This is a genomic window from Pseudomonas sp. GW456-12-10-14-LB2 (assembly GCF_002884345.1).
Classification (GTDB): Bacteria; Pseudomonadota; Gammaproteobacteria; order Pseudomonadales; family Pseudomonadaceae; genus Aquipseudomonas; species Aquipseudomonas paraglycinae.
Genome location: NZ_POHV01000001.1, coordinates 1 through 26,953, shown reverse-complemented (window position 1 = coordinate 26,953; position 26,953 = coordinate 1). Strand labels below are relative to the sequence as shown.

Genomic DNA, 26,953 nt, shown 5'->3' with positions numbered 1-26,953 from the left:
GCGAGCGATGAACGTTTCTCTCCATCGGCGACGGTCCCAGGGCGGCATGGTGTTGCTGGTCAGTCTGGTGTTTCTGCTGCTCCTGACGGTGATCGGCCTGTCATCGATGCAGAGCGCCAACCTGCAGGAAAAAATGGCTGGCAGCGTGAGCCTGCGCAATCAATCGTTCCAGACTGCCGAGGCGGCACTGCGTATCGGTGAAAGTGCGGTGCAACTGGACGGCTACGCGCTGGCGGTGTGCGCCAGCACCACTCAATGTGCGCCGCCGGCGGAATCCTCGGTGGTCAGCGCAGCGGGGCTCAACTCCACGTCGGGCGTGACCTGGATCGCCGCTGGCAGCGGGTTTTACGGAGTGCAGAACATCGGCACGACCCTGACGGCGGTGAATGTGCCGAGCAACACCTCGGCGACTTTGTACAGGGTCACGGCCGTCGGCATCGCCGGTACTTCGCGCAGTGTGGTGGAGAGTGTTTATGCGAAGTACTGAGCGACGCTTCAAGTGGCTGTCGCTGCTGCTCGGCATGCTGACCGGGCTTTATCTGGCTGCACCGGCGTTTGCTTTCACGCCGTCCGATTCGCCGCTGTTGAGCGCGGCGGCCGTGCCACCGAACGTGATGTTGATGATCGACGACTCGGGCAGCATGAACAGCATCATTTATGCGACGGGTTTTGATCCGACCGTGGATCGCACGGCGGCCCGCCAGTGCAACGCGGTCATCGGCCTGTGCCTGAGCTCAACTGCCATTACCGGCGATACGATCTTTCTGTCGAGCCTGCCAACCTCCGGCTGCTCCGGCGGTGCCTATGCGTTCTACAACAACAGCCTGACGCCGCTCTGCCTGAAGCTGCCGGATCCGGTGGGCAGCGGCAACACTCGCTATTCGGCGGATTACATTTCCTATGTGGTCGGGCTGGCGATCAACAACGGCACGCGCGACTTCACCACCGGCGCGATTCCCAACGACTACCGGATCAACGTGGCGCGCAACGTTTCCACCGCACTGGTCACCAGCAACCGCAACCTGCGCATGGGTCTGGCCACCTTCAACCCGGCCACCAGCAATAACCCTGGCAACGGTGGTTTCATTGCCCGCTCCATCAGCGACCTGTCACCGGTCAGCGGCAGCGTGACCCAGGCCCAGGCCGACACCAACTACAACGCACTGATTTCGTCGATCAACGGCCTGAGCGCGGTGGCCAACACGCCGCTGGCCGAGACCTACTACGAAATCACCCGCTACATGCGCGGGATGGCGCCGTACTACAACAGCACGCCGAGCACTTACACCAGCCCGATCCAGTACCGCTGCCAGAAAAACTACGGGGTGGTCATTACCGACGGTTTGCCGACCTACGACCGCACCTTTCCGAGCAATGATCCACTGGGTGGCAGCCGCTTGCCGAACTGGGACGGCATCAACAATGACGGGAACAACCTGAACGGGGACGGGGAGGGCGATACGCTGTATCTGGACGATATCGCCAAGTTCGCCTTCGATATCGACATGCGTTCTACCGGTACCGACGCGGCAGGCAAGAGCTGGAATGCGGTGGATTTTCCCAGGCAGAACATGAACACCTACACCGTGGGTTTTACCGCTTCCAACGACATGCTCTCGGACGCCGCCGATTACGGACAGGGCCGCTACTACCAGGCGACCGACAGCGCCGGCCTGAATGCCGCGCTGTCTTCGGCGTTGAGCGACATCACCTCCAAGGCCGGCTCTGGCGGCAGCGGTGTCGCCAGTGGCACCACGCTGGCGAGCGGCACCAGTTATTTCCAGACCAGTTATGACCCCAAGGACTGGCGCGGCACGATCAAGTCCTTTGGCTTCAACTCGGCCGGGGCGGTCAATACGTCGGCGGTGCTGTGGACCACCGACACCGCCATCGTGCCCGGCGCTACCGCGCCGACCTACCAGTCGTGGAACACCCTGAACAACGCGGCGGTGACGCTGGCCTACGGCAACTTCTCCCCGGCCCAGCAGACCGTTCTCAGCCAGGGTTTACCGGTCGGCATCAGCGGCATCGACCTGGTCGAATGGAGCAAGGGCACCAACAAGGCCGGGCTCAAAGTGCGCAGCGTATTGCTCGGGGACATCATCAACTCGCCGCTCGTATTGGCTTCGCCCACGGAAAAAACCGCTTCCGATCTGGCCGGTGACACCACCTACAGCACCTACCTGACCACCAAGGCTTCGAACATGAATGCCAGCCTGGTGGTGAACGCCAACGACGGTTTTGTCAGCGTCATCAACTCGGCCAACGGTACCCGGCGCTATGCCTACATGCCGTCCAGCGTATTGCCCTCGCTGCGCCTTATTGCCGATCCGAACTACGTCAACGGCGTCAGCCACAAGTTTCTGGTGGATGGTCAGATCGGTGTGTTCGACGCGCAATTCGGCACAGCCTGGAAAACCCTGGCCATCGGCGGGACGGGGGCCGGTGGCAAGAGTTTCTACGGGCTTCAGCTGTTCGACGCCTCGGCGGGCAACGTTATCCGCGCCTTGTGGGAAGTCAGCGCGCCCGCCACCGCCAGTACTTCCAACGCTTTCAATGATCTGGGTTACGCCTATGCCCGTCCGGAGGTGGCACGCTTGGCCGATGGTCGCTGGGCGGCGTTCATTGCCAACGGTTACGGCAGCAACTCCGGGGTGGCGGCGCTGTATGTGCTGGATGTGCGTGACGGCTCGCTGATCAGGAAAATCGTCATCGACAGTACGGAAACCACCAACGGTTTGTCCTCGGTGAAGCTGCGGGTCAATTCGCAGAACGTGGTACAGGCCGCATATGGCGGTGACTTGAAGGGGCGGTTGTGGAAATTCGACCTGAGCGCCACGTCGTCCGACAGCTGGGGCGTAGCGTTTTCCGGCAGGCCGTTGTTCACCACGGCTGGTGGGGCGACTCAGCCGATCACCGCGCAACCGTTGCTGGCGGACAATGCTCTGGGCGGCAAACAGATTTTCGTCGGCACCGGCAAATTCAACGAAACTGCCGACAAGACCAACAAGGATTTGCAGGCGTTCTATTCGGTGTGGGACGCCGATGGCGGGTCGGGCCAGATCACAGTCAGCAGTTTGCAGGCGCAGGCGATTACCGGGGTGTTCTCCGGCAGTACCGGGCAGTTCGTCACCACCAGCCAGAACGACACGACCTATCCAGCGGAGAAGGGCTGGTACCTGCCGCTGGTGTACAACAACGCGTTGACCGGCGAACGGGTGATCAACCAGGCCAGTCTGGTGCTGGGACGCATCGTGTTCACCACGGCCAGTGTCGATACCACCGACCCGTGTTCCAGTTTCGGTACCGGCAAACTGATCGAACTCGATGCGTTCAGCGGTAAGATGCTCAACTACGCGGTGCTCGACACCAACGCTGATGGCGTGGTCGACAGCAACGATACGATTTCCAGCGGCGTGGTGTTCACCGGCGGTATCCCGACCCTGAACGCCATCGTCAACGGTGCATCACGCAAGGTCGTGAACGATTCCAGTGGCGGTATCACCACCCTGGTGGAAAAATCCGGCGGCGGCAGCCGTCGTATCATGTGGCGCCAAATTCAGTAAGCGAGAGTTCGAGGCATGCGCAGATCCAACCGAGGTTTCACCCTGATCGAAATCATGATCGTGATTGCGATCATAGGTATCGTCATCACCATCGGCTATCCGAGCCTCACCGAATACGTGAAGAAGGGCCGCCGTGCCGACGTGGTCAGCAATTTGTCGGAACAGGCACAGATCCTCGAACGCTTCTATTCGAAGAACAACGTCTACACCGGTGTCACCGGGTTGAGCACTGGCAACGATTTCTACACCATCACGCCGACGATCACCGATCAGGCCTTCCTGCTGACTGCGACCCGCAAGACCGGCACGGCCATGGCCACTGACAAGTGCGGGGATTTCACCCTCACCAACACCGGTGTCAGAAGCATGAACAACGCGACCACCGGGCTGACCACCAAGGATTGCTGGGGCCGCTGAGCCGCTTTATTTCGGGCGCCATTTGCGCCCACTGTCTTTTTTACGGTTGGATCAAACATGACCAGGCAACAGCAAGTGGTGATTGTCGGTGGCGGAGTGATTGGCCTGCTCACCGCGTACAACCTCGCCTCCGAGGTCGGCAGCGTGGTGCTGCTGGATCGTTCGAACGTCGGCCAGGAATCGTCCTGGGCCGGCGGCGGTATCGTCTCTCCGCTGTACCCGTGGCGCTACAGCCCGGCCGTCACCGCGCTGGCGCACTGGTCGCAGGATTTTTATCCACAACTGGGCGAACGCCTTTTTGCCGATACCGGGGTCGATCCCGAAGTGCACACCACCGGCCTGTACTGGCTGGACTTGGATGACGAATCTGAAGCGCTGGCGTGGGCCAAAAGGGAAAACCGCCCACTGCGGGCTGTGGATATCTCGGCGGCGCATGATGCGGTGCCGGTGCTCGGTGGCGGTTTTTCCCGGGCGATCTACATGGCCGACGTAGCCAACGTGCGCAATCCGCGGCTGGTGAAGTCTTTGAAAGCGGCGTTGCAGGCGCTGCCGAACGTGACGATTCACGAGCAGTGTGAAGTCAGCGGGTTTGTCCGTGATGGCGAGCGGGTGGTAGGCGTGCAGACTTCCACGGGTGTGATCGCTGGCGATCAGGTCGTTTTGACCGCAGGCGCGTGGAGCGGCGAATTACTCAAGACTCTGAATCTTTCCCTACCGGTGGAGCCGGTGAAGGGCCAGATGATTCTCTACAAGTGCGCGGCGGATTTCCTGCCGAGCATGGTGCTGGCCAAGGGGCGCTACGCGATTCCGCGCCGCGACGGGCATATTCTCATCGGCAGTACGCTGGAGCACGAAGGCTTCGACAAAACCCCGACGGACAATGCGCTGGAAAGCCTCAAGGCATCGGCGGTCGAACTGTTGCCGGCGCTGGCCGATGCCGAAGTGGTGGGGCACTGGGCCGGGCTGCGGCCGGGCTCGCCCGAAGGCATTCCTTACATTGGCCGGGTTCCGGGTTTTGACGGTCTGTGGCTGAACTGCGGGCATTACCGCAACGGGCTGGTGCTGGCGCCTGCATCCTGTCAGTTGTTTGCCGATGTGATGCTGGGGCGTGCGCCGATCATTGATCCGGCGCCGTATGCACCGGCCGGACGGATCTAGTCAGTTTTTCTTTCGGCGACTGACAAATCGCTTTCGCGGGCAAGCCCGCGAAAGAGGCGTTAATCCAGACCCAGCTTCTTCAGCCTGTAGCGCATCGACCGAAACGAAAGACTCAACCGCTGCGCTGCCGCCGTGCGATTCCAGCGAGTCTCCTCCAGCGCCTGCAGAATCAGTTTGCGTTCGACGCTCTCCAGATAGTCTTCCAGGTTGTCGATTTGCGTGAGATCGGCAATACCACCTTCAGCGGCGGCGTTTCCTTCACTCAGGCGTAAATCCTCGGCCTCGATCGTGCGGTTTTCACACAGGGTGTGCGCCCGCTCAAGCACGTTCTCCAGCTCCCGCACGTTGCCCGGAAAACGGTAGTTTTTCAGCGCCTCTAGGGCATGAGGATGAAGACGTGCAGCCGGTTGCCCGGTGCCATTGGCCAGGCGCTTGAGCATATGGACGGCCAGTGCTTCGATGTCCTCGCGACGTTCGCGCAGGGACGGCACACGCAGTTCGATCACGTTGAGCCGGTAATACAGATCCTGACGAAAACGCTCGGCAGACACTTCCGCGTCGAGGTCCTTGTGCGTTGCGCAGAGGATGCGCACATCGACCACGGTTTCCTGTTGGCCGCCGACGCTGCGCACGGCTTTTTCCTGGATCGCCCGCAGCAGCTTGACCTGCATCGGCAGCGGCAGGTCCGCCACTTCATCGAGAAACAGCGTGCCGCCATGGGCCGCCTGAAACAGCCCCGGTTTATCCTCCACCGCGCCGCTGAAACTGCCTTTGCGGTGGCCGAAGAACTCGCTTTCCATCAACTCAGACGGAATCGCCCCGCAGTTCACCGGCACAAATGGCTGGCTGGCGCGCGGGCCCTGCTCATGAATCAATCGGGCCACCAGCTCCTTGCCACTGCCGGACTCGCCGCTGATGTAGACCGGCGCCTGACTGCGGGCCAGTTTGTCGATCTGTTTGCGCAGATTGCGCATCGGTGGTGAGTCGCCGAGCAACCGCCGGTCGATCGAAGTGCAGACATTGCCCGGCGCCGGCATGCGCAATGCCGAGCCGACCAGCTCGCGCAGGCGTGTCAGGTCCACCGGTTTGGTCAGGAAGTCGAAAGCCCCGGCTTTCAGGGCGTTGATCGCCGTTTCCAGGCTGCCGTAGGCGGTGATCATTGCCACCGGCAGTTGTGGATAACGTTGCTGAATGTGCTGCACCAGTTCCAGGCCGGTGCCGTCGGGCAGGCGCATGTCGGTCAGGCACAGATCGAAGGTTTCGCGGTGCAGCAGCGCCTGGGCTTCTGCGAGATTGCGTGCGCTGAAGGTGTCGAGTTTCATCCGTCCCAGGGTGATTTCCAGGAGTTCGCGGATATCCGGTTCGTCGTCGACGATGAGGATTTTTTGCCGTGGGCTCGTGTTCAACTTTGTTTCCGTCCGTGAGCAAAGGTGATGCGAAAGCAGCCGCCGCCTTGGCGTGATTTGAAGTCTAGGCGCGCTTGATTGCTTTCGCACAGCTCACGGGACAGATAAAGCCCAAGGCCGGTGCCCTGGCTGCTGGTGGTAAAGAACGGTTCGAACAGGTGAGCCTGCTGATCCAGCGGCACGCCGGGGCCGTTGTCCTGCACTTCGAGCACGGCCAGCGTGCTCTCGGGGTCGATGGACAGCGTCAGCCAGACCTCGGCCGGATCGTGCAAAAGGGCGCTGTGGCGCCAGCCGTTGCGTAACAGATTGTCGAGAATCTGCGTGAGCTGGCCGGGATCCATCAACGTGCGGAAATCCCCCGGGCCGATGTGCAGATGAATGTGCTGGCGCTCGCCGGCCTGTTCGCGGCTCTCGCTGACGAACTGCTCCAGCCACGGTTTGAGATCCAGCCGTTGCGGCGCGCTCTGCTGGCGGCGGGACAGTTGCAGGACGTTTTCGATGACTCGGTTCATGCGCAGGGAGTGGTCTTGAATGATCTGCGTCAGACGCCGATCCGCGCCGTCGAGTTCCTCGGATTCCTGCAACAGCTGCGCGGCATGACTGATGGCCCCCAGCGGATTGCGGATTTCATGGGCGATACCGGCGGTCAGCCGGCCCAGCGCGGCCAGTTTCAATTGCTGGGCCTGCTGGGCGATCTGGGCGAGGTCTTCGAGAAACACCAGGGTCTGGCGATTCGGGCTCTGTTCCAGGGCGATGAAGCTCGGCTGCAGCTCCAGGCCGTTGCCGGCGATTTTCAGGCTTTGCGGGCGCAGGGTCGGGTTGTTCAGCCACAGTTGCAGGCGTTCGACCAATGCGCTCGAGTGGTCGTCGATCAAGTCGCCTTCAAGGTGCGTTTGTCCCAGCAGGGCCTTGGCGCTGTGGTTGGCCAGTTGCACCCGGCGCTGTTCGTCGAGCACCAGAATGCCGGTGCGCATGCGTTGCAGGATCAGCGCGTTGAGGGCTTCGAGCCCCACGACCTCGCTGGCGCGCAACTCGGCCAGGTTCTCACTGACTTCGAGACGACGGATCAACCCTTGCACCAGCAGCGAGGCGGCAAAGCACAAGGCGCCGAGGGTGCCGGCCTGCAGATAGTCGTTGGCGCTCAGGGGATGGCTGAAACTCAGCAGAAAGCTGAGCCCGACGATGCCGAGGGTGGCGACGGCGGCGATCAGCAGGCCGATGCGTCGTCGCAGCAAGGTGTTGCTGATGGCCACCGAAACGATCAGCAAGTTGCCGATCGCACTGGCCACACCGCCCGCTGCGTAGAACACGCCGCACAGCAGCAGAATGTCGACCAGTGCCAGAGCGAACAACTGGGCTGGGCGGCGGATGTTCTCGAGAAACACCACCAGCAGGATGTTCAGCACCAGGTACAACCAGCTGCCATTGCGCAGCAACTCGTCGTTGGCCGAGGTCAGCAGGCGGTTGTCCATGTTGCTGGAGATCAGCAACACCAAGGTGATGCCGACACTCAAACGGTACAGATGATAGAGGCGCAGCAGTCGCTGGGCCTGTTTGCTGTCGGCGTTTTCGGCCTCAGCGATCACTGGAACCGGGGCCTTGCTCAAGGTGAGCCTGGCTGCAATACCACTGTTGTTGAAGGTTCAGCGCGCGGTCGCGGGGCAGGTGCACGCCGCAGTGGGCGCAGCGCACCATCGGTGCGGCATCCTGTTCGCGAGGCGGTCGGGCGGACGAGGCGGGGGCCTTGAATTTGCGCCACAACCAGACAGCAGCGGCGATCAAGGCAATCCAGAACAGTAAACGAAGCATGATGGGCGGCTTTTCGGCTAATGATTCGGCAGTTTAGCCAAGGACCCGACAAGCGCACAGCCCAATCACACGCCGCAATAAAAAGGGAGATCCGAAGATCTCCCTTTTTGGCATCACCGAAGTGATCAGTCGAACAGACCGAAGGTCATGTAGCTGAAGATGGAACGGTCGCTGTCGCTCGACTCCGGTTCCGGCTCTTCGATCACGTCGCCGTTTTCGTCTTTTGGCTTGAGCTCGTTCGGGATCGCGTCTTTCGCGTCCTGGAACTGCTTCTGCACGTCCTGGTTGGCGCGGGTCTCTCCCGGCGGCAGCGGCGGACGGGATTCGATCAGGCCCAGAGTGGCCTTGCTCAGGAACGAACGGTTGTCGGCTTCGGCAACGCGAGGCACGAACTGACCGTCCTGCAGGCTCGGGTGGTTCGGGTAGTTGAGCTTCAGGGTTTCCAGGCTGGTGGCCGCCAGTTCGTCCAGATGCAGACGCTGGTAGGCTTCGGTCATTACCGCCAGGCCGTCGCCGACCGATGGGGTCTCCTGGAAGTTTTCCACTACGTAACGGCCACGGTTGGCAGCGGCGACATAGGCCTGACGGGTCAGGTAGTAGTCGGCCACGTGGATTTCGTAGGAAGCCAGCAGGTTGCGCAGGTAGATCATGCGCTGCTTGGCGTCCGGCGAGTAGCGGCTGTTCGGGTAGCGGCTGGTCAGCTGGGCGAACTCGTTGTAGGAGTCGCGGGCGGCGCCCGGGTCACGCTTGGTCATGTCCAGCGGCAGGAAGCGCGCCAGCAGGCCGACGTCCTGGTCGAACGAGGTCAGGCCCTTCAAGTAGTAGGCGTAGTCCACGTTCGGGTGCTGCGGATGCAGACGAATGAAGCGCTCGGCGGCGGACTTTGCAGCTTCCGGCTCCGAGTTCTTGTAGTTGGCGTAGATCAGTTCCAGCTGTGCCTGATCGGCGTAGCGACCGAACGGATAACGCGACTCCAGAGCCTTCAGCTTGGCTGTGGCGCTGGTGTAGCTGTTGTTGTCCAGGTCCTGTTGAGCCTGCTGGTACAGCTCGGCTTCACTCAGGTTTTCGTCTACGACTTCCTTCGATGAGCAAGCAGCGGTCAATGCGAGGATGGCGATCAGCAGCAGGTGTTTCACTTGCATGGCGGCTTGCGTCCCTATGACGGCCGCTGTCTTGGGCGGGGCCGTCCTGTTATGATGAGCGCCCCGTTGAAAAGCCCCGGGGCAAAAGACGCCGTATTTAACCACAAGCGCGCAGCCGAAACCAAAGGCTGTAGCCGACGCCCAGTCCGAGCATGTCCGATAAAATTGAACTTCGCGCAGAGGTGCCGTCCGAATTGGGCGGCCAACGCCTCGATCAAGTCGCCGCCCAACTCTTCGCCGAGCACTCGCGCTCGCGCCTTTCCGCCTGGATCAAAGAAGGTCGCCTGACTGTGGACGGGGCGGTCATCCGCCCGCGCGACATCGTTCATGGCGGTGCCATCCTTGAGCTGACTGCCGAGCAGGAGGCCCAGGGTGAATGGGTCGCTCAGGACATCGAACTCGACATCGTCTATGAAGACGACGACATTCTGGTGATCAACAAGCCTGCGGGCCTGGTGGTGCACCCGGCTGCCGGTCACGCTGATGGCACCTTGCTCAACGCCTTGCTGCACCACGTTCCGGACATCATCAATGTCCCGCGCGCCGGTATCGTGCATCGTCTGGACAAGGACACCACCGGTCTGATGGTGGTGGCCAAGACCATTCAGGCGCAGACCAAACTGGTCGCGCAGCTGCAAAGCCGCAGCGTCAGCCGGATCTACGAGTGCATCGTGATCGGCGTGGTGACCGCCGGCGGCAAGATCAACGCCCCGATCGGTCGTCACGGCCAGCAGCGCCAGCGCATGGCGGTGATGGAAGGCGGCAAGCCGGCCGTCAGCCACTACCGCGTGCTGGAGCGCTTCCGTTCCCACACCCACGTACGGGTGAAGCTGGAAACCGGTCGTACTCACCAGATTCGCGTGCACATGGCGCACATCAACTTCCCGTTGGTCGGCGACCCGGCGTACGGCGGTCGTTTCCGCATTCCGCCGGCCGCGAGCCAGACCATGGTCGAATCCCTCAAGCACTTCCCGCGTCAGGCCCTGCACGCGCGGTTCCTTGAGCTGGATCACCCGACCACCGGTGAGCGCATGAGCTGGGAATCGCCGCTGCCGGAAGATCTGGTGTGGCTGCTGACCCTGCTCAAGCAGGACCGCGAGGCATTCATCGGATGAACTGGCTGACGCCGGACTGGCCCGCGCCGGCCAGCGTCAAGGCCTGTGTCACCACTCGCGAGGGCGGCGTCAGCGAGGCGCCGTTCGACAGCCTCAACCTGGGCGATCATGTCGATGACCGTCCCGAGGCCGTCGTCGAAAACCGTCGGCGCCTGACCGAACACTTCTCTATAAAGCCTGCCTGGTTGCAGCAAGTGCACGGGATTGCCGTGGCGCATGCTGATCCGTCCGTGGTGGCCACGGCGGATGCCAGCTGGACGGCAACACCCGGTATCGCCTGTGCGGCGATGACCGCCGACTGCCTGCCGGCGCTGTTCTGCGACCGTGCCGGTACTCGCGTCGCGGCGGCTCATGCCGGTTGGCGTGGATTGGCGGCCGGCGTGCTGGAGGCCACCCTCGACAGTCTGGACGTGCCCGCCGAAGACGTTCTGGTCTGGCTCGGCCCGGCCATCGGCCCGCAAGCCTTTGAAGTCGGCCCGGAAGTCCGGGAAGTCTTCATCAATCAATTGCCCGAAGCCGAGACAGCCTTTGTCCCGAGCCACAACGCCGGCAAGTTCATGGCTGACATCTATAAGCTGGCGCGGCTGCGTCTGGCGGTCCGCGGTGTCACCGCTGTTTATGGTGGCGGTTTCTGTACAGTGACCGATCCGCGCTTCTTTTCCTATCGCCGTGCGCCTCGCACTGGTCGCTTCGCCTCTTTAGTCTGGCTTACCCGCTAAACTCTCTGATCTGCATCAACTCCCTGACGCTTGAATCTTCCAGAATCGACCGCATCTATAGCGGTATCTGGCAGGTTTCTTTATTCAGGATGGTTTTTTAGGTCCGGCCTGCTCAAAAGGAAGGTGACCCATGCGTATAGACCGTTTAACCAGCAAATTGCAGTTGGCGTTGTCCGATGCCCAATCCCTGGCTGTCGGCCACGATCATCCTGCCATCGAGCCGGCGCATTTGATGCAAGCCATGCTTGAACAACAGGGTGGTTCGATCAAACCCCTGTTGATGCAGGTGGGCTTCGACGTCAACAGCTTGCGTAAAGAGCTGACCAAAGAGCTCGATCAATTACCGAAAATCCAGAACCCGACCGGCGACGTGAACATGTCGCAGGATCTGGCGCGTCTGCTCAATCAGGCCGACCGTCTGGCCCAGCAGAAGGGCGACCAGTTCATTTCCAGCGAGCTGGTGCTGCTCGCCGCGATGGACGAGAACAGCAAGCTCGGCAAGTTGCTGCTCGGCCAGGGCGTGAGCAAAAAGGCGCTGGAGAATGCGATCAACAACCTGCGCGGTGGCGAGGCGGTGAATGATGCCAACCACGAAGAGTCGCGTCAGGCGCTGGATAAATACACCGTCGACCTGACCAAGCGCGCCGAAGAAGGCAAGCTTGACCCGGTGATCGGCCGTGACGACGAGATCCGTCGCACCATTCAGGTTCTGCAACGCCGCACCAAGAACAACCCGGTGCTGATCGGCGAGCCTGGCGTGGGTAAAACCGCGATTGCCGAAGGGCTGGCCCAGCGCATCATCAACGGCGAAGTGCCGGACGGCCTGCGTGGCAAACGCCTGCTGTCTCTCGATATGGGTGCGCTGATTGCCGGCGCCAAGTATCGCGGCGAGTTCGAAGAGCGCCTGAAAGCGCTGCTCAACGAGCTGTCGAAGCAGGAAGGGCAGATCATTCTGTTCATCGACGAACTGCACACCATGGTCGGCGCCGGCAAGGGCGAAGGCTCGATGGACGCCGGCAACATGCTTAAACCGGCCCTGGCCCGTGGTGAGCTGCACTGCGTCGGCGCGACCACGCTCAACGAGTACCGCCAATATATAGAGAAGGATGCGGCCCTCGAGCGGCGCTTCCAGAAAGTGTTGGTGGACGAGCCGAGCGAAGAAGACACCATCGCGATCCTGCGTGGCCTCAAGGAGCGTTACGAGGTTCACCACAAGGTGGCGATCACCGACGGCGCGATCATCGCGGCAGCCAAGCTCAGCCATCGCTACATCACTGACCGGCAACTGCCGGACAAGGCGATCGACCTGATCGACGAGGCGGCCAGCCGCATCCGCATGGAGATCGACTCCAAGCCGGAAGTGCTGGATCGTCTGGAGCGGCGCCTGATTCAACTGAAAGTCGAATCCCAGGCACTGAAGAAAGAAAGCGACGAAGCGGCGATCAAGCGCCTGGAAAAACTCCAGGAAGAAATCGTCCGCCACGAGCGTGAGTATTCGGATCTGGAAGAAATCTGGAACTCGGAAAAAGCCGAGGTGCAGGGTTCTGCACAGATTCAGCAGAAGATCGAACAGTCCCGTCAGGAACTGGAAGCCGCGCGCCGTAAAGGCGACCTGAACCGCATGGCCGAGTTGCAGTACGGGGTGATCCCGGATCTGGAACGCAGCCTGCAAATGGTCGACCAGCACGGCAAGAGCGAAAACCAGTTGCTGCGCAGCAAGGTGACCGAAGAGGAAATCGCCGAAGTCGTTTCGAAGTGGACCGGTATTCCGGTGTCGAAAATGCTCGAAGGCGAGCGCGACAAGCTGATGAAGATGGAAAGCCTGTTGCATCAACGCGTGATCGGTCAGGACGAAGCAGTGGTTGCCGTGGCCAACGCGGTGCGGCGTTCCCGTGCCGGGTTGTCCGATCCGAATCGCCCGAGCGGCTCGTTCATGTTCCTCGGCCCGACCGGTGTCGGTAAAACCGAGCTGTGCAAGGCGCTGGCCGAATTCCTCTTTGATACGGAAGAGGCGATGGTGCGGATCGACATGTCCGAGTTCATGGAGAAACATTCCGTGGCACGGCTGATCGGTGCACCACCGGGCTATGTGGGCTACGAAGAGGGCGGTTACCTGACCGAAGCGGTACGGCGCAAGCCTTACTCGGTGATCCTGCTGGACGAAGTCGAGAAGGCGCACCCGGACGTGTTCAACATCCTGCTGCAAGTGTTGGAGGATGGCCGTCTGACCGACAGTCATGGCCGCACGGTGGACTTCCGCAATACCGTGATCGTCATGACCTCCAACCTCGGTTCGATGCAGATCCAGGAACTGGTCGGTGATCGTGAAGCGCAACGGGCAGCGGTGATGGATGCGATTTCCACCCACTTCCGTCCGGAGTTCATCAACCGGGTCGACGAAGTGGTGATCTTCGAGCCATTGGCGCGGGATCAGATCGCGGGCATTACCGAGATCCAGCTGGGCCGTCTGCGCAGCCGTCTGGCCGAGCGCGAGCTGAAGCTGGAACTGAGCCCGGAAGCGATGGACAAGCTGATTGCCGTCGGTTACGACCCGGTCTACGGCGCACGGCCGCTGAAGCGGGCGATCCAGCGCTGGATCGAGAACCCGTTGGCGCAGTTGATCCTGTCGGGACGCTTCATGCCGGGCGAGACTGCGACCGGTGTGGTGGAGAACGACGAGATCACGTTCAACTGACGCTCGACGGTGGTGAAGTAATCAAGGCCTCGCAATGCGAGGCCTTTTTTTTCGCCAGGCTGTTGAACTCAAAGGAAAAGGCTTGTAAAGTGCGCCCCGCAGTCAGTCACCAACACGGTTTCAGCTCACTGGGCAGAAATCTGAAATAAGTTGCAAATCATTAACTTGAAAGCAATTTAGGGGGTTGACAGAGGTGTTCTAGGTTGTAGAATAGCGCGCCTCAGACACACGAACGCAGCGATGCGAAAACGATGTCGAGAAGCTGCAAGTTTCACCGTTGTAAATTGAAATATGTAGTTCCGTGATAGCTCAGTCGGTAGAGCAAATGACTGTTAATCATTGGGTCCCAGGTTCGAGTCCTGGTCACGGAGCCAATTTCAAACCGGGGTATAGCGCAGTCCGGTAGCGCGCCTGCTTTGGGAGCAGGATGTCAGGAGTTCGAATCCCCTTACCCCGACCATTTTTGGGTCGTTAGCTCAGTTGGTAGAGCAGTTGGCTTTTAACCAATTGGTCGTAGGTTCGAATCCCACACGACCCACCATTTTTGAAACCAGGTAACACTGGGATCGAATCTTAAGATCAGAGGCCAAAAGCGCTGATCGAAGAAGGCGATCTTTGAAAGGTCGCCTTTTTTTTACCGGGGTATAGCGCAGTCCGGTAGCGCGCCTGCTTTGGGAGCAGGATGTCGGGAGTTCGAATCCCCCTACCCCGACCATATTAAAAATCCTCGTATCGAAAGATACGGGGATTTTTTTTGCCCTGCGGAAATGTTTCATTCAAGTCGTCATACAACTTGCCGATAGCCCGCTAACGAAAGGGGCCTGCCGCATCAAACGCCCCTGAATTCTGCCAATACAAGAAAAAGGGCGTTCGTCATGTTGCTTCGTCAGTTGAATATTGCTCCCCGTGCCGCCCTGGGCTTTGCCCTGATTGCGGTACTCGTGGCGTTGCTCGGGGTGTTTGCGCTGGGGCAGATGTCGAGCATCCGCGACAGCGAAGTGGCAGTGGAGACGCAGTGGCTGCCGAGCATTCGTGGTGGCGACGAGATTCGCGAGATCATGCTGCGCATTCGCACCATTTCCCTGCGCATGGCGCTGGATCAGGATCCGGCCAACATCGCCACCTACCGCGGTCAGATGGACACCCGCGACAGGGAACTGAGCGAGAAAATCGCCGCCTACGACCGGCTGGTGACCACCCCGGAAGGGCAGCAGTTGTACGATCAGTTCAAGAAAACCTTCGCTGCCTACCGCACCGGCATCGCCCAGTCGTTCACCCTCGCCGAGCAAGGCAAGCGCGATGAGCTGACCAAGCTGCTGCTGGTCGACATGAAAACCGTGGTCGACGGCTCCGGTAAGCAACTCAACGATCTGGCCGATCTGTTCGCCCGCCAGGTCGCCGCCGAAAGCCAGAACTCTGCCGCCCACTACGAAACCTCGCGCACCATCGTGACCTTGTTCATCGCTCTGGCGGCGTTGGCAACCGTGGCCCTGGCCATGTTGCTGACCCGTAGCATCGTTCGCCCCTTGAGCGTCGCCGTCGACGCTGCCGAGCACGTTGCCAGAGGCGATCTGACCCGTCCGATCGAAACCCACGGCAATGATGAAGTCAGCCGCTTGCTCAAGGCGTTGGCGACCATGCAGCAGAACCTGCGCGAAACCCTGCAGGGCATCAGTGGCTCGGCCACGCAACTGGCGACCGCTTCCGACGAACTGAGCGCAGTCACCCACGACAGCACGCAAGGGCTGCAACAGCAGAACAACGAGATCGAACAGGCCGCCACCGCCGTCAACGAGATGACCACGGCGGTCGAGGAAGTTGCCCGCAATGCGGTGTCGACGTCCGACGCTACCCGCCAGTCCAGCGAGTCGGCACAGTTGGGCCAGGAACGGGTCAGCGAAACCGCCGGCGCTATCAACGCCCTGGCCAGCGAAGTCGAGCACACCGGCGAGCTGGTGCAATCACTGGCCAATCAGTCGCAAAACATCGGCAAAGTGCTGGACGTGATCCGAGCGATCGCCGAACAGACCAACCTGCTGGCGCTCAACGCAGCCATCGAAGCGGCGAGGGCCGGGGAGAGCGGGCGCGGATTTGCGGTAGTTGCCGATGAAGTCCGGGCGCTGGCTTATCGCACGCAGCAATCGACCCAGGAAATCGAGCAGATGGTGCAGGGCATGCGCAACGGTTCGAGCCTGGCGCTGGAGTCGATGCAGGCCAGCGCCTCGCGGGCGGCCACCACCCTGGTGCTGGCCGAGCGGGCCGGTGAAGCGTTGCAGACGATCACAGCCTCGGTCCACGAAATCCACGAACGCAATCTGGTAATCGCCAGCGCCGCCGAAGAGCAGGCGCAGGTGGCGCGGGAAGTGGATCGCAATCTGGTGAACATTCGCGATCTGTCGGTGCGCTCGGCGGCGGGTGCCGATCAAACCAACGCATCCAGCCATGAACTATCGCGACTGGCCAACGCCTTGCAGGGCATGGTGCGACGCTTCCAGCTGTAATCGTGCAGGCGTGAAAAAGCCGCGCTTCTCGTCAGAGATCGCGCGGCTTGTTTTGTCGGGCAGGCTGAAAATCAGGCACCATCCTGGTCTTTCAGGTGTTCGAACAGGCCTTTCGGCATTTTCTTGCCATTGGCTTCGAAATTGGCCTTGACGTTGTTGTACGCCTCTTGCTCGTCGATGAAGCCGTCGTGGTTGGTGTCGATCTTGTCGAAGTCGGACTTCGGCGCGACCTTCAGGAACTCGGCGCGCGAGACCTTGCCGTCGCCATCGGTGTCGGTCTTGGCCATCGACGCATCGCCGCATTTGCCTTCACCGCATTTGCCTTCCGGGGTTTTCACCGAGGTTTCAGCCGAGGCAACCATGTAGCCCTGGGCCAGCGGTTGCGCGGCGAACACCGAGCCGGACAGCATCAGGCCGCCGGCCAGTACGGCACCGACCAGGCCAAGGGAGTTTTTGCCGATTTTCGAAGTACGGGACATTGCATTCTCCTTCGGTTGCACTGCGCAACCACACGTTAAGGGCGATCAAGCCGGAGCAGTTGTGCTCGGGTGTGGCCATTAAGCGGTGGCGGTGTATCGCGTCTGTGTCGAGGAGCGGGACGTTTGTAAGCGAAGGTGGGGAAAGCAGGGGGCAGATACAGTAGAAGACAAAACACCGTGAGGGCGAGCCCGCCCCCACGGTGTTATTACATCAGTGCAGCTTCAGGCGTGGCTCGGTGCCGCGTCCGATCTTGCTGCCCAGCATCAGCATCGCCGTGCGGAACGGCCCGTACAGCGCCATCTGGTGCATGCGGTACAGCGACACGTAAAACATCCGCGCCAGCCAGCCCTCAAGCATCACGCTGCCGGTCAGGTTGCCCATCAGGTTACCCACCGCCGAAAAACGCGACAGCGAAATCAGCGAGCCGTAGTCGGTGTACTTGTACTCCGGCAGGGTCTTGCCTTCGATGCGCAGTTTCAGCGACTTGGCCAGCAGCGAGGCCTGTTGATGCGCGGCCTGGGCCCGAGGTGGAACGTTGCGATCCGAGCCCGGTTGCGGGCAGGCGGCGCAGTCACCGAAGGCGAAAATGTTTTCGTCGCGGGTGGTCTGCAGCGTCGGCAGCACTTGCAGCTGATTGATGCGGTTGGTTTCCAGACCGTCGATGTCCTTGAGGAAACCCGGTGCGCGGATCCCGGCGGCCCAGACTTTCAGACTGGCCTTGATCTCGTTGCCATCGGCGGTGATCAGGCTGTCGGCGGTGACCTGACTGACCGACGCGTTGGTCATCACGTTGACCCCGAGTTTCTCCAGAGTCTTGTGCACCGGCCCGCTGATGCGCTCAGGCAGGGCTGGCAGCACCCGTGGCCCGGCTTCGATCAGGGTGATGTGCATGTTTTCCGGTTTGATTCGGTCCAGACCGTAAGCCGCCAGTTCATGGGCGGCGTTGTGCAGCTCGGCCGCCAGTTCGACACCCGTGGCGCCGGCGCCAACGATGGCCACGCTGATCTGCTGGACCACATCGGTCTGCCCGGCGTGAGCACGCAGATAGTGATTGAGCAGTTGCTGGTGGAAGCGCTCGGCCTGTTTGCGGGTGTCGAGGAACAGGCAGTGTTGCGCGGCGCCCTGGGTGCCGAAATCGTTGGTGGTGCTGCCGACCGCGATCACCAGCGAGTCATAGGGCACTTCCCGCGCCGGAACCAGCTCAACGCCGTTTTCGTCGTAGGTGGCAGCCAGCTGGATCTTCTTCTGCTCACGATCGAGCCCGCTCATGCGCCCCAGCTGGAACTCGAAGTGGTTCCATTTGGCCTGGGCGACATAGTTGAGTTCGTCTTCGGAAGAGTTCAGCGATCCGGCGGCCACTTCGTGCAACAGCGGTTTCCAGATGTGCGTGAGGTTCGCGTCAACCAGCATGATGCTGGCGGTGCCGCGTTTGCCCAGAGTCTTACCCAGACGGGTAGCCAACTCCAGACCGCCGGCGCCGCCGCCGACAATGACAATACGATGGGACATAGGGATAGCTCGCAAGGTTTTGAAAGGAAATCGGTACGGCTACCCGAGCGAGCGCGATGCAGCTCATAGCGTCAGGTAACTGATAAGTCGGCTCAACAGGCCCAGACCAATAGTCACTGCCAGCACCAGCACCAGGAGCATCCACGGCCGGAATGGCCGGCGCTCGACACGGTGTTGGGACAACTGCAGGTACTCTTCGACATGCTTCTGGTCTTCGGGGTTCAGGCGGCTGGTCATAAAGGCCTCGTCAGGTAGACGTTACTGAATGAGAACACGCTACAGCGGTTTTCAACCGGGATTGAACGCAGCATAGCCACTGTCCGGGACCGGTTCGACAGACACACTGTCCCCGAGGCGAATGATCCCGCTTTGTAACACTCGCGCGGTGATTCCGCCATGCCCGCGCACGGCCTGGAATGTTCCGGGGCCAAGGTTGTTTTGCAGGCGCGCACACGGCTGGCACCAGCCCGTGGTTTCGAAAATCGCCTGACCAATGCGAAAGCGCCGCCCCTTGAGGCTGAACAGGTTGATCCCGCTTATAACGAGATTGCGCCGCAGATCTTCAGGCGTGACCGGTTGTTCGGCCGACCGGCCCATCAGGGCGCTGATCACGGCCAGATGCTCCCACTGAATCAGCGTCACCTGCCGCGCATTGCGCACCCCGGGACGAGCGTGATCGCCAGTGAGCCCGGCTTCAAGCCGCGCCTCCACCGCATCGAGCGCAAGCATCGGCCCCCGTGACTCGGGGCGCACGCCAATCCAGCGCACGCATCCGGTCTGCGGAACATCGGCAATCAATTGTTGAAGTGGCGTCACAGGCTGATCCCGACATCGAACACAATGCTGCGCCCCAGGTTGCCGCGCAGAAAATCCGGGGCATCGGGATGGGCGAACAACACCCGGGCAAAGGTCGGCCCGACCAGCGACAGCGAACGCCAGCCCTGACGCAAATATTCGGTGGGCGGCGGAAAATGGCTGTTGAGGTCGAGCACTTCGCGTTTGAGGCTGGCGAAGGCAATGATGTCCAGCTCGCCGAGATCCATGCCGCGTTCCTTGTAGTTGTGCGCTTTCTTGCGCAAGGTCGGCGCCAGTCTCAGCAGAAATTCATTGGCCGGAATCCGCCGCGGCTTGGCTTCACGCCTCACCAGTTGGCTGAGGGAAAACGCACTGCGCCGACGTTGCAGCTCATCGCGCCATTCGTCGTTCAGCCGACGACCTTCGTCGAGGACGAAAAACACCTCGAAATTGGCGTCGCGAAACAAAACGTCCGGCGGCTCACCGGCCGGGGCGAATTCGTCGGCGCGATAAGGAATGTTCAAGCCTTGCAGCAGGCGCTGGCAGACCCAACGCTCACGCTCCCATTTGCGGGCATTGGACAGGAATGCGTTGGCTTGCTCGGCCGCGATGGTCAGCAGGCGTAAATAATCTGAGTCATCCATAGGCCCTAGCTTAGCGTTCAATTGCGACAAGCAGAAAGCGTTCGCGCGGCAAAGTGCATCAGTGGGCAGTCGGGAGGGGCGGTGTAGACTGAGGGCACCGTGTATTAACGTCGAATGAAAGGGGCTGAATGTGAAATTTCGCTGGCTGTTGTTGTTCGCTGTCGTTCCGCTATGGGCCCATGCGCTGGAAATAGGTGAGCGACTGGCACCCTGGACGCTGCTGGACCAGTACGATCAGCCGTTTACTCTCGATGACCGCACTACGACGCTGTTGGTGGCGCGTGACATGGACGGTGCGAAACTGCTCAAGCAAGCCATGGCCGATCAGCCCAAGGGCTATCTGGAGGCGCGGCACGCGGTGTTTGTCGCCGATATCCAGCGCATGCCGGCGCTGATCGCGAAGATGTTCGCCGTTCCGGCGATGCGTGATTACAGCTATCGAGTGTTGCTTGATCGCGAAAGTCGCGTGGCCTCGCGCTACCCCGGGGCCGAAGGCGCGGTGCTCTGGCTGCAGCTCAAGGACGGGCGTTTGCTGGCCCGGCACGAATACACCCAGGCGGCTGAACTACGTGAGGCGCTGGAGCAGGCTCGCCCATGATCGGCGCCGAGCTGCTGTCGTCTGCGAGCCTGCTGCTGGGATGGTTGATTTACCTGCCGGTGCTGCTCTGGGCGATTGTCCGCGCACCGTGGGTCGAGCTGTTCAGCGATAACCGCCGTCAGCATTTGCTGTTCGGCACGGTATTCGCGTTGTTTCTGCTGTGGCTGGTGCGCAGGGATTTCGACACCGGCGTGTCCTACCACTTCATCGGCATGACGGCTGTGACGCTGCTGCTGGACTGGCCGCTGGCGATCGTCGGCGGACTGGTGGCGCAACTGGGACTGGTGCTGTTGGGGCGTCAGGACCTGGTGGCCGTCGGGGTCAATGGCGCCTTGCTGATCCTGTTGCCGGTGCTGATCACCGAATGCGTGGCAATCCTGGTCGAGCGCGCCCAGCCGCGCAATCCGTTCGTGTACATCTTCTGTTCCGGTTTTTTCGCCGCCGCGCTATCGGCGTTGTTGTGTCTGACGCTGAGTCTGACGTTGCTCTGGTACGACGGCCTCTTTGCCATGCCGGAATGGCTGGAGGATTTCATCGGTTACCTGTGGTTGCTGATTTTTCCCGAAGCCTTCATCAACGGCATGGTGGTCAGCGCGTTGGTGGTGTTCTGCCCGGAATGGCTGGAGACCTTCAACCGCACACGCTACCTTTCGGCGCCGTGGAAGGACGACGATCCCAAGTCTTGATCCACATCAAATCGACTCTGCGCGCGGCATTTCATGCTCGGCCAAATCCCTTCAGGAGCAGCGGCATGAGCGTGTACGAGTGGGCGAGGCAGGAAACCCGGCAGAGTCTGGAGATGGCGCAGGAGGTGGGATTCGATCCGGGCCTGAGCCTGCGCGCCTTGCTCAGTGCGGTGGTGCAGCAGAGCAAGGCGGTGCGCAATGCCGAAGACCTGGCCGACGAGTTGCGTTTTCTGGCGGAAAACCTCGACGACGATCAGGACTACGGCTTCATGCGGCCCTGAGCGGGATCAGTGACGCGGGTCGAAATCGCCGGAAAACAGTTCGTCCTCGGCATCCGGGGCCACCGGAATCTTGTGCTCTTCCGACGCCCAGGCGCCGAGGTCGATCAGTTTGCAGCGGTCCGAGCAGAACGGACGGTATTTGTTTTCCGGGGTGAATTCCACGGGCGCGCCGCAAGTCGGGCAGTTGACGGTTGGGGTCTGGCTCATGATTGGCCTCCGGATAAAGTCAGGTAAAAGTGATGCAGGCGCTCGACCTCGCTGTGCAGCCAGGCGAGGTCGCGATCGTTGACCACCACGTCGTCGGCACGGCTGACGCGGTCTTCGCGGCTGGACTGGGCCTTGAGGATCGCCTGAACCTGCTGTTCGCTGGTCTGGTCACGCTGCAAGGTGCGTTCGATCTGCAGTTGTTGCGGGGCGTCGATCACCAGGATTCGCTGAGTCATCGCGTATTGCCCTGATTCGATGAGCAGCGGCGAGACCAGAATCGCGTAAGGCGATTGTGCCAGCGCCAGATGATGGGCGATTTCCTCGGCGATCAGCGGATGCAGCAGCGCTTCGAGCCAGCGCCGTTGCTCCGGCACCTCAAAGATAAGTTTGCGCAGGGCCGCACGATCCAGCGTGCCGTCGGCCTGCAACACATCGGGGCCGAAGTGTTCGGCGATCTTCGCCAGCGCCGGACGGCCCGGTTCGACCACCCAGCGCGCCGCGTGGTCGGCGTCCACCACGTGGATGCCAAGATCGATGAAGTGCTGGGCGGCAGCGCTTTTGCCGCTGCCGATGCCGCCGGTCAGGCCGAGAATCCAGGGTTTTTCCACAGGGGTATTCATTTCAAACCGACAAACTGCCAATAGAAGCCGGTTATTTGACCACCCCAGAGCAAGGCAATCCAGCCGGCAATTGCCAGATACGGGCCGAAGGGAATCGGCGTCGAGGTTTTCTGGTCCCGCAGCTTGAGCAAAATCACCCCTAGCACGGCACCCACCAGCGAGGACAAGAGGATGGTCAGCGGCAAAATCTGCCAGCCGCCCCAGGCCCCAAGCAGCGCCAGCAGCTTGAAATCGCCGTGACCGATGCCGTCCTTGCCGGTGATCAGCTTGAACAGCCAGAACACCGACCACAGCGCCATATAACCCAGCACCGCGCCCCACAGGGCGTCGTGCAGCGTTACGAACAGCTCGAAGCTGTTGACGATCAGCCCCAGCCACAGCAGCGGCAGCACCAGCACGTCGGGCAGTAACTGATGCTCGGTGTCGATCAGGCTCATGGCCAACAGGCCCCAGGTCAGCACGATCAGCAGGCACGCCGGCCAGCCGAAACCCAGGTGCCAGGCAATGAATGCCGAGAGCAGGCCGCAGACCAGTTCGGTGAGCGGGTAGCGCTTGCTGATCGGGGCGCTGCAACTTGAGCAGCGCCCGCGCAGGAACACGTAACTCAACACCGGAATGTTTTCCCACGCGCGGATCCGGTGGCCACAGTGCGGGCATTGCGAGTGCGGCAGCATCAGGTTGTAAGTGGGCAACGGCGCTTCAACGGGCAGCCCCAAAACATCGTGAGCCTGCTGGCGCCATTCACGCTCGAGCATTTTCGGCAGGCGCCAGATCAACACATTGAGGAAACTGCCGACCACCAGCCCCAGCAGCAGGGCGGTGAAGACAAAGGCCAGTGGATAGAGACTGAAGAGTTCGTCGATAGGCATGTCAGATCGCTGAGCCGAGTTGGAAGATCGGCAGGTACATCGCCACCACCAGACCGCCGACGATCACCCCGAGCACCACCATGATGAACGGCTCCATCAGGCTGGTGAGGTTGTCGACCATGTTGTCCACTTCGTCCTCGTAGAAACCCGCGACCTTGTCGAGCATCTCGTCCAGTGCGCCGGACTCTTCGCCGATGGCGGTCATCTGCACCGCCATGTTCGGGAAGATGCCGGTGGAGCGCATCGAGAAATTCAGCTGCATGCCGGTGGAAACGTCCTGACGGATACGCAGCACGGCGCGCTTGAACACCACGTTGCCGGTGGCCCCGGCCACCGAGTCCAGCGCTTCAACCAACGGCACGCCGGCTGCGAAGGTGGTCGACAGGGTCCGGGCGAACCGCGCCACTGCGGACTTGTACATCAGCGTGCCCACCAGCGGCAGCTTGAGAAACCAGGCGTCACGCCGGTCGCGCATGGCCTGGGATTTTTTCAGGGCATGGCGGGTGCCGAAAAAACCGGCCACCAGCAGACCAAGAATCGCCCACCACCATTGCTGCATGAATTCGGACAGGCTGATCACCATCAACGTAAAGGCTGGCAGTTCGGCACCGAAGCCAGAGAACACCGACTGAAACTGCGGCACCACCTTGACCAGCAGAATCCCGGTAACCACCGCCGCCACCAGCACCACGGCCGACGGGTAGGTCATGGCCTTCTTGATCTTGGCCTTGAGGCTTTCGCTCTTTTCCTTATAGGTCGCGACCCGTTCCAGCAGGGTGTCGAGCGCGCCGGACTGTTCACCGGCATCCACCAGGTTGCAGTACAACTCGTCAAAATACTGAGGCTTCTTGCGCAGCGCGGCGGCGAAGCTGTTGCCGGCGGCGACTTCCTGTTTCACCTCGTCGACCAGTTTGCGCATGGCCGGGTTCTCGAAGCCTTCGCCAATGATGTCGAACGACTGCAACAGCGGTACGCCGGCCTTCATCATGGTCGCCATTTGCCGGGTGAACAGGGCAATGTCCTGGGCCTTGATGCGCTTGCCGAAGCTCAGCAACGAGGCGGATTTCTTGCGCACCTTCCCGGGGTTGATGCCTTGCTTGCGCAACTGGGCCTTGACCAGTGCGGGGTTCTGGCCACTCAACTCGCCGGTCACCTTGCTGCCTTTGCGGTCCGTACCTTCCCAGGCGTAGATGCTGATTTTCGCTGCCTTGACCGCCATGTTCAGTCCTTGGTGACCCGGTTGATTTCTTCAAGGCTGGTGATGCCTTGCATGGCCTTGATCAGGCCCGAGGTGCGCAGGTCGTTGAAGCCGTCCCGGCGCATCTGGGTATCGATTTCCAGTGAGTTGCCCTCGGCCATGATCAGCCGTTGCAGTTCGGGGGTGTTCTTCACCACTTCATAAATCCCCACGCGACCCTTGTACCCGCCGTTGCAGTGATCGCAACCGGCGGGCTCATAGATCGTGAAATGGCCGATGCGTTCCTCGGGGAAACCTTCCTTGATCAGGGTTTCGCGGGGGATCTCGATGGGTTTCTTGCAGTGGCTGCAGAGTTTTCGCGCCAGACGCTGGGCAATGATCAGGCTCACCGAGGTCGCGATGTTGAAGCCGGGGATGCCCATGTTGTGCAGGCGGGTGAGGGTCTCTGCTGCGCTGTTGGTGTGCAGGGTGGACAGCACGAGGTGACCGGTCTGGGCGGCCTTGATCGCGATTTCGGCGGTTTCGAGGTCGCGGATCTCGCCGACCATGATCACGTCCGGGTCCTGACGCAGGAACGAGCGCAGGGCCTGGGCAAAGTCCAACCCTTGGCGTGGATTGACGTTGACCTGGTTGATGCCTTCCATGTTGATCTCCACCGGATCTTCGGCGGTGGAGATGTTGATGTCGACGGTATTGAGGATGTTCAGCCCGGTGTACAGCGACACGGTTTTGCCGGACCCCGTGGGGCCGGTTACCAGAATCATGCCTTGGGGCTGCTTGAGGGCGGCCATGTACAGGTCTTTCTGTTCCGGCTCGTAGCCGAGGGCATCGATGCCGATCTGGGCGCTGGAGGGGTCGAGGATCCGCATCACCACTTTCTCGCCCCAGAGCGTGGGCAGGGTGTTGACCCGAAAATCGATCGACTTGCTCTTCGACAGACGCATCTTGATCCGCCCGTCCTGGGGTTTGCGCCGTTCTGAAATGTCGAGGCTGGCCATGACCTTCAGGCGCGCGGCAATGCGCCCGGCGAGCTGAATCGGCGGCTTGGCCACCTCCCGCAGAATGCCGTCGGTGCGCACCCGCACCCGGTAGTTCTTTTCGTAAGGCTCGAAGTGCAGGTCGGACGAGCCGCTCTTGATCGCGTCCAGCAGCATCTTGTGCACGAAGCGCACCACCGGAGCGTCGTCGGCGTCGATTCCGCCGAGGGTGTCCTGTCTGCTGTCGTCGGCCGACTCGATGTCCAGCCCGTCGAGGTCGACATCGGCCATCTCCTCCAGGCCGGTGGCGTGGGTGTCGAAGAATTTTTCAATGGCGTCGGTGAGTTTGTCGTCTTCGACCAGAATGGCTTCGGTGCTCAGCCCGGTGCTGAACTGAATGTCATTGATCGCCTGGTGATTGCTCGGGTCGGAAATCCCCACGAACAGTTTGTTGCCGCGCCGCCAGAGGGGCAGGGCGTGGTGCTGGCGCACCAGTTTTTCACTGACCAGGCCCTTGGGCTGGGTTTCCTTGTCGAGACAGTTGAGGTCGAGAAATGCCATGCCGAAATGCTCCGAGGCTATTTCGGCGACCTGCCAGCTCTTCACCAGTTTGTTCTGCACCAGGTAACTGACCAGCGACAGGCGATTGCGCTGCGCCTGCTGCCAGGCCTGCTGGGCACTCTTTTCCGTGAGCAATTCGGCCTGGACCAGTTGTTTGGCCAGACCGCTCAGAGCGATGTCATTCATGGGGTTTCCACGTGCTTGCCGTTCATGACTTATAGCCTAGTCAAGTGACAGCGCCAAACACCCGGGGTGCAGGTGACAAAAAGTGTCAGATAGTGCGGTTACGGGCTGTAGGAATCGGCACGATGTCCGGTTCACGCCCAGCAGGCCGGGGCTGCGAGCGCTTGGCACGGGCTGTGCTGATTCCTGTTCAGATCATGAGATTCCGACTCATGCATGGAGCGTGTCTATGAAGAAACAACAAGGTTTCACTCTGATCGAGCTGCTGATCGTTGTGGCGATCATCGGTATTCTCGCGACTGTGGCGCTGCCGCAGTACTCCAAATATCAGGCGCGGTCGAAGGTGACGGCGGGGCTGGCCGAAATCTCGGCGATGAAAGTGCCGTTCGAAGACATCATCAATCAAGGGACGAACCCCACGCTGGCTGCCGTTAAAGGCGATGCGGGCACTACCACCTCCAACTGTGCACTGACCGCCTCGGGGACAGCTGCAGATGGAGCGGGCACCATCGTTTGTACGCTGGCCAATGCGCCGGCACCGGTGGTGGGCAAAACCATCACGCTCACACGAACCGCTGCCAACGGCTGGTCGTGTGCAACGACCGTTGCGCCGGACTACTCCCCTAAAGGCTGTACAGCAAGCGGTACCTGATCCATTTGGAAGTCCGAACGATGCCCCGCTCTGCGGGGCATTTTCGTTATGTCGACTACCTGGCAAAAGGTTCAATAATTTCAGTGCTTTAGGAACTTTTCGAAAAGCCGCAACTTGCATGTAAATATTTCACCGGTCATGCAATTTGCATGATTCCGAAAATAT

At 61.0% G+C, this 26,953-nt stretch carries 26 protein-coding genes and 4 tRNA genes; 16 read left to right on the top strand and 14 right to left on the bottom strand.

Features of this window, described 5'->3' with window-relative positions; all coding sequences use genetic code 11:
• Positions 1-7: 7 nt before the first annotated feature.
• From C1X29_RS00150 to thiO, 4 genes are read left to right on the top strand one after another with little or no spacing between them, the layout of a single operon-like run.
• Positions 8-487 (top strand): PilX N-terminal domain-containing pilus assembly protein, encoded by a 480-nt coding sequence (locus C1X29_RS00150; RefSeq protein ID WP_085747720.1) that lies wholly within the window; start codon positions 8-10, stop codon positions 485-487.
• Positions 474-3,566, top strand: coding sequence for a pilus assembly protein (locus C1X29_RS00145; RefSeq protein WP_085747721.1), 3,093 nt, complete (start codon positions 474-476; stop codon positions 3,564-3,566). Before C1X29_RS00150 ends, C1X29_RS00145 begins: the two co-directional genes overlap by 14 nt.
• 15 nt (positions 3,567-3,581) lie before the next feature.
• The gene (locus C1X29_RS00140) at positions 3,582-3,983 is read left to right on the top strand and encodes a type IV pilin protein (RefSeq protein ID WP_085747722.1); all 402 of its coding nucleotides are present in this window, start codon (positions 3,582-3,584) and stop codon (positions 3,981-3,983) included.
• Between the two features lie 57 nt (positions 3,984-4,040).
• Positions 4,041-5,141 (top strand): glycine oxidase ThiO, encoded by a 1,101-nt coding sequence (thiO, locus tag C1X29_RS00135; protein ID WP_085747723.1) that lies wholly within the window; start codon positions 4,041-4,043, stop codon positions 5,139-5,141.
• A 59-nt stretch (positions 5,142-5,200) separates the two neighbouring features.
• Here the strand turns inward: thiO and C1X29_RS00130 are convergent, their stop codons facing one another.
• The 4 genes from C1X29_RS00130 to C1X29_RS00115 form a co-directional block, all read right to left on the bottom strand.
• On the bottom strand, positions 5,201-6,547 hold the full coding sequence (locus tag C1X29_RS00130; RefSeq protein ID WP_102716615.1) for a sigma-54 dependent transcriptional regulator: 1,347 nt from the start codon (positions 6,545-6,547) through the stop codon (positions 5,201-5,203).
• Complete coding sequence (locus C1X29_RS00125; RefSeq protein WP_085747725.1) at positions 6,544-8,133, bottom strand: PAS domain-containing sensor histidine kinase; 1,590 nt, start codon at positions 8,131-8,133, stop codon at positions 6,544-6,546. The genes C1X29_RS00130 and C1X29_RS00125 overlap by 4 nt, the downstream gene beginning before the upstream one ends.
• Entirely contained in the window at positions 8,123-8,356 is a 234-nt protein-coding gene (locus tag C1X29_RS00120) for a PP0621 family protein (RefSeq protein ID WP_085747726.1), read from the bottom strand. Before C1X29_RS00120 ends, C1X29_RS00125 begins: the two co-directional genes overlap by 11 nt.
• Positions 8,357-8,481: 125 nt before the next feature.
• Positions 8,482-9,498 carry an outer membrane protein assembly factor BamD gene (locus tag C1X29_RS00115; RefSeq protein WP_085747727.1) on the bottom strand — a complete coding sequence of 339 codons (1,017 nt, stop codon included), beginning with the start codon at positions 9,496-9,498 and terminating at the stop codon, positions 8,482-8,484.
• Positions 9,499-9,650: 152 nt separating this feature from the next.
• On the opposite strand from C1X29_RS00115, the gene rluD reads away from it, so the two are divergent.
• The 8 genes from rluD to C1X29_RS00075 all read left to right on the top strand — a co-directional run bounded on the left by rluD (position 9,651) and on the right by C1X29_RS00075 (position 16,528).
• Positions 9,651-10,613, top strand: a complete 963-nt coding sequence (rluD, locus tag C1X29_RS00110; RefSeq protein ID WP_085747728.1) for a 23S rRNA pseudouridine(1911/1915/1917) synthase RluD — start codon at positions 9,651-9,653, stop codon at positions 10,611-10,613.
• Entirely contained in the window at positions 10,610-11,332 is a 723-nt protein-coding gene (gene pgeF, locus C1X29_RS00105) for a peptidoglycan editing factor PgeF (RefSeq protein ID WP_085747729.1), read from the top strand. The genes rluD and pgeF overlap by 4 nt, the downstream gene beginning before the upstream one ends.
• A gap of 130 nt (positions 11,333-11,462) precedes the next feature.
• Complete coding sequence (gene clpB, locus C1X29_RS00100) at positions 11,463-14,027, top strand: ATP-dependent chaperone ClpB (RefSeq protein WP_102716614.1); 2,565 nt, start codon at positions 11,463-11,465, stop codon at positions 14,025-14,027.
• A gap of 298 nt (positions 14,028-14,325) precedes the next feature.
• A tRNA-Asn gene (locus C1X29_RS00095) sits at positions 14,326-14,401 on the top strand.
• Between the two features lie 9 nt (positions 14,402-14,410).
• A tRNA-Pro gene (locus C1X29_RS00090) sits at positions 14,411-14,487 on the top strand.
• Positions 14,488-14,492: 5 nt separating this feature from the next.
• Positions 14,493-14,568, top strand: a tRNA-Lys gene (locus C1X29_RS00085).
• Between the two features lie 97 nt (positions 14,569-14,665).
• Positions 14,666-14,742 (top strand) — tRNA-Pro (locus C1X29_RS00080).
• A gap of 160 nt (positions 14,743-14,902) precedes the next feature.
• Positions 14,903-16,528 (top strand): methyl-accepting chemotaxis protein, encoded by a 1,626-nt coding sequence (locus C1X29_RS00075; RefSeq protein ID WP_102716613.1) that lies wholly within the window; start codon positions 14,903-14,905, stop codon positions 16,526-16,528.
• Between the two features lie 71 nt (positions 16,529-16,599).
• On the opposite strand, the gene C1X29_RS00070 is transcribed toward C1X29_RS00075, so the two are convergent.
• The 5 genes from C1X29_RS00070 to C1X29_RS00050 form a co-directional block, all read right to left on the bottom strand.
• Positions 16,600-17,007 carry a hypothetical protein gene (locus C1X29_RS00070; RefSeq protein ID WP_007959573.1) on the bottom strand — a complete coding sequence of 136 codons (408 nt, stop codon included), beginning with the start codon at positions 17,005-17,007 and terminating at the stop codon, positions 16,600-16,602.
• A gap of 211 nt (positions 17,008-17,218) precedes the next feature.
• Positions 17,219-18,517 (bottom strand): NAD(P)/FAD-dependent oxidoreductase, encoded by a 1,299-nt coding sequence (locus C1X29_RS00065; RefSeq protein WP_064599500.1) that lies wholly within the window; start codon positions 18,515-18,517, stop codon positions 17,219-17,221.
• Positions 18,518-18,580: 63 nt separating this feature from the next.
• Complete coding sequence (locus C1X29_RS00060; protein ID WP_003228304.1) at positions 18,581-18,754, bottom strand: DUF3094 family protein; 174 nt, start codon at positions 18,752-18,754, stop codon at positions 18,581-18,583.
• A 51-nt stretch (positions 18,755-18,805) separates the two neighbouring features.
• The gene (locus C1X29_RS00055) at positions 18,806-19,333 is read right to left on the bottom strand and encodes an MOSC domain-containing protein (protein ID WP_102686306.1); all 528 of its coding nucleotides are present in this window, start codon (positions 19,331-19,333) and stop codon (positions 18,806-18,808) included.
• Positions 19,330-19,956, bottom strand: coding sequence for a DUF1780 domain-containing protein (locus C1X29_RS00050; protein ID WP_007959580.1), 627 nt, complete (start codon positions 19,954-19,956; stop codon positions 19,330-19,332). Before C1X29_RS00050 ends, C1X29_RS00055 begins: the two co-directional genes overlap by 4 nt.
• A 130-nt stretch (positions 19,957-20,086) precedes the next feature.
• On the opposite strand from C1X29_RS00050, the gene C1X29_RS00045 reads away from it, so the two are divergent.
• From C1X29_RS00045 to C1X29_RS00035, 3 genes are all read left to right on the top strand, one after another.
• Positions 20,087-20,554, top strand: coding sequence for an FAD/FMN-containing dehydrogenase (locus tag C1X29_RS00045; RefSeq protein ID WP_085689765.1), 468 nt, complete (start codon positions 20,087-20,089; stop codon positions 20,552-20,554).
• Complete coding sequence (locus tag C1X29_RS00040) at positions 20,551-21,240, top strand: energy-coupling factor ABC transporter permease (RefSeq protein ID WP_085747732.1); 690 nt, start codon at positions 20,551-20,553, stop codon at positions 21,238-21,240. Before C1X29_RS00045 ends, C1X29_RS00040 begins: the two co-directional genes overlap by 4 nt.
• A 65-nt stretch (positions 21,241-21,305) precedes the next feature.
• Entirely contained in the window at positions 21,306-21,521 is a 216-nt protein-coding gene (locus C1X29_RS00035; protein WP_007959584.1) for a hypothetical protein, read from the top strand.
• A gap of 6 nt (positions 21,522-21,527) precedes the next feature.
• Here the strand turns inward: C1X29_RS00035 and yacG are convergent, their stop codons facing one another.
• Genes yacG through pilB form a run of 5 tightly spaced genes read right to left on the bottom strand, consistent with a single transcriptional unit; the run spans position 21,528 to position 26,139 of the window.
• A complete protein-coding gene (gene yacG, locus C1X29_RS00030) occupies positions 21,528-21,728 on the bottom strand; it encodes a DNA gyrase inhibitor YacG (protein ID WP_011335983.1) in 201 nt (66 codons plus the stop codon).
• A complete protein-coding gene (gene coaE, locus C1X29_RS00025) occupies positions 21,725-22,348 on the bottom strand; it encodes a dephospho-CoA kinase (protein WP_007959586.1) in 624 nt (207 codons plus the stop codon). Before coaE ends, yacG begins: the two co-directional genes overlap by 4 nt.
• The gene (locus C1X29_RS00020; protein WP_102686305.1) at positions 22,345-23,217 is read right to left on the bottom strand and encodes an A24 family peptidase; all 873 of its coding nucleotides are present in this window, start codon (positions 23,215-23,217) and stop codon (positions 22,345-22,347) included. Before C1X29_RS00020 ends, coaE begins: the two co-directional genes overlap by 4 nt.
• A gap of 1 nt (position 23,218) precedes the next feature.
• The gene (locus C1X29_RS00015) at positions 23,219-24,436 is read right to left on the bottom strand and encodes a type II secretion system F family protein (RefSeq protein ID WP_085747735.1); all 1,218 of its coding nucleotides are present in this window, start codon (positions 24,434-24,436) and stop codon (positions 23,219-23,221) included.
• Positions 24,437-24,438: 2 nt separating this feature from the next.
• A complete protein-coding gene (pilB, locus tag C1X29_RS00010) occupies positions 24,439-26,139 on the bottom strand; it encodes a type IV-A pilus assembly ATPase PilB (protein WP_085747736.1) in 1,701 nt (566 codons plus the stop codon).
• A gap of 226 nt (positions 26,140-26,365) precedes the next feature.
• Between pilB and C1X29_RS00005 the strand changes: the two genes are divergently transcribed.
• The gene (locus tag C1X29_RS00005) at positions 26,366-26,788 is read left to right on the top strand and encodes a pilin (protein ID WP_085747737.1); all 423 of its coding nucleotides are present in this window, start codon (positions 26,366-26,368) and stop codon (positions 26,786-26,788) included.
• Positions 26,789-26,953 lie beyond the last annotated feature (165 nt).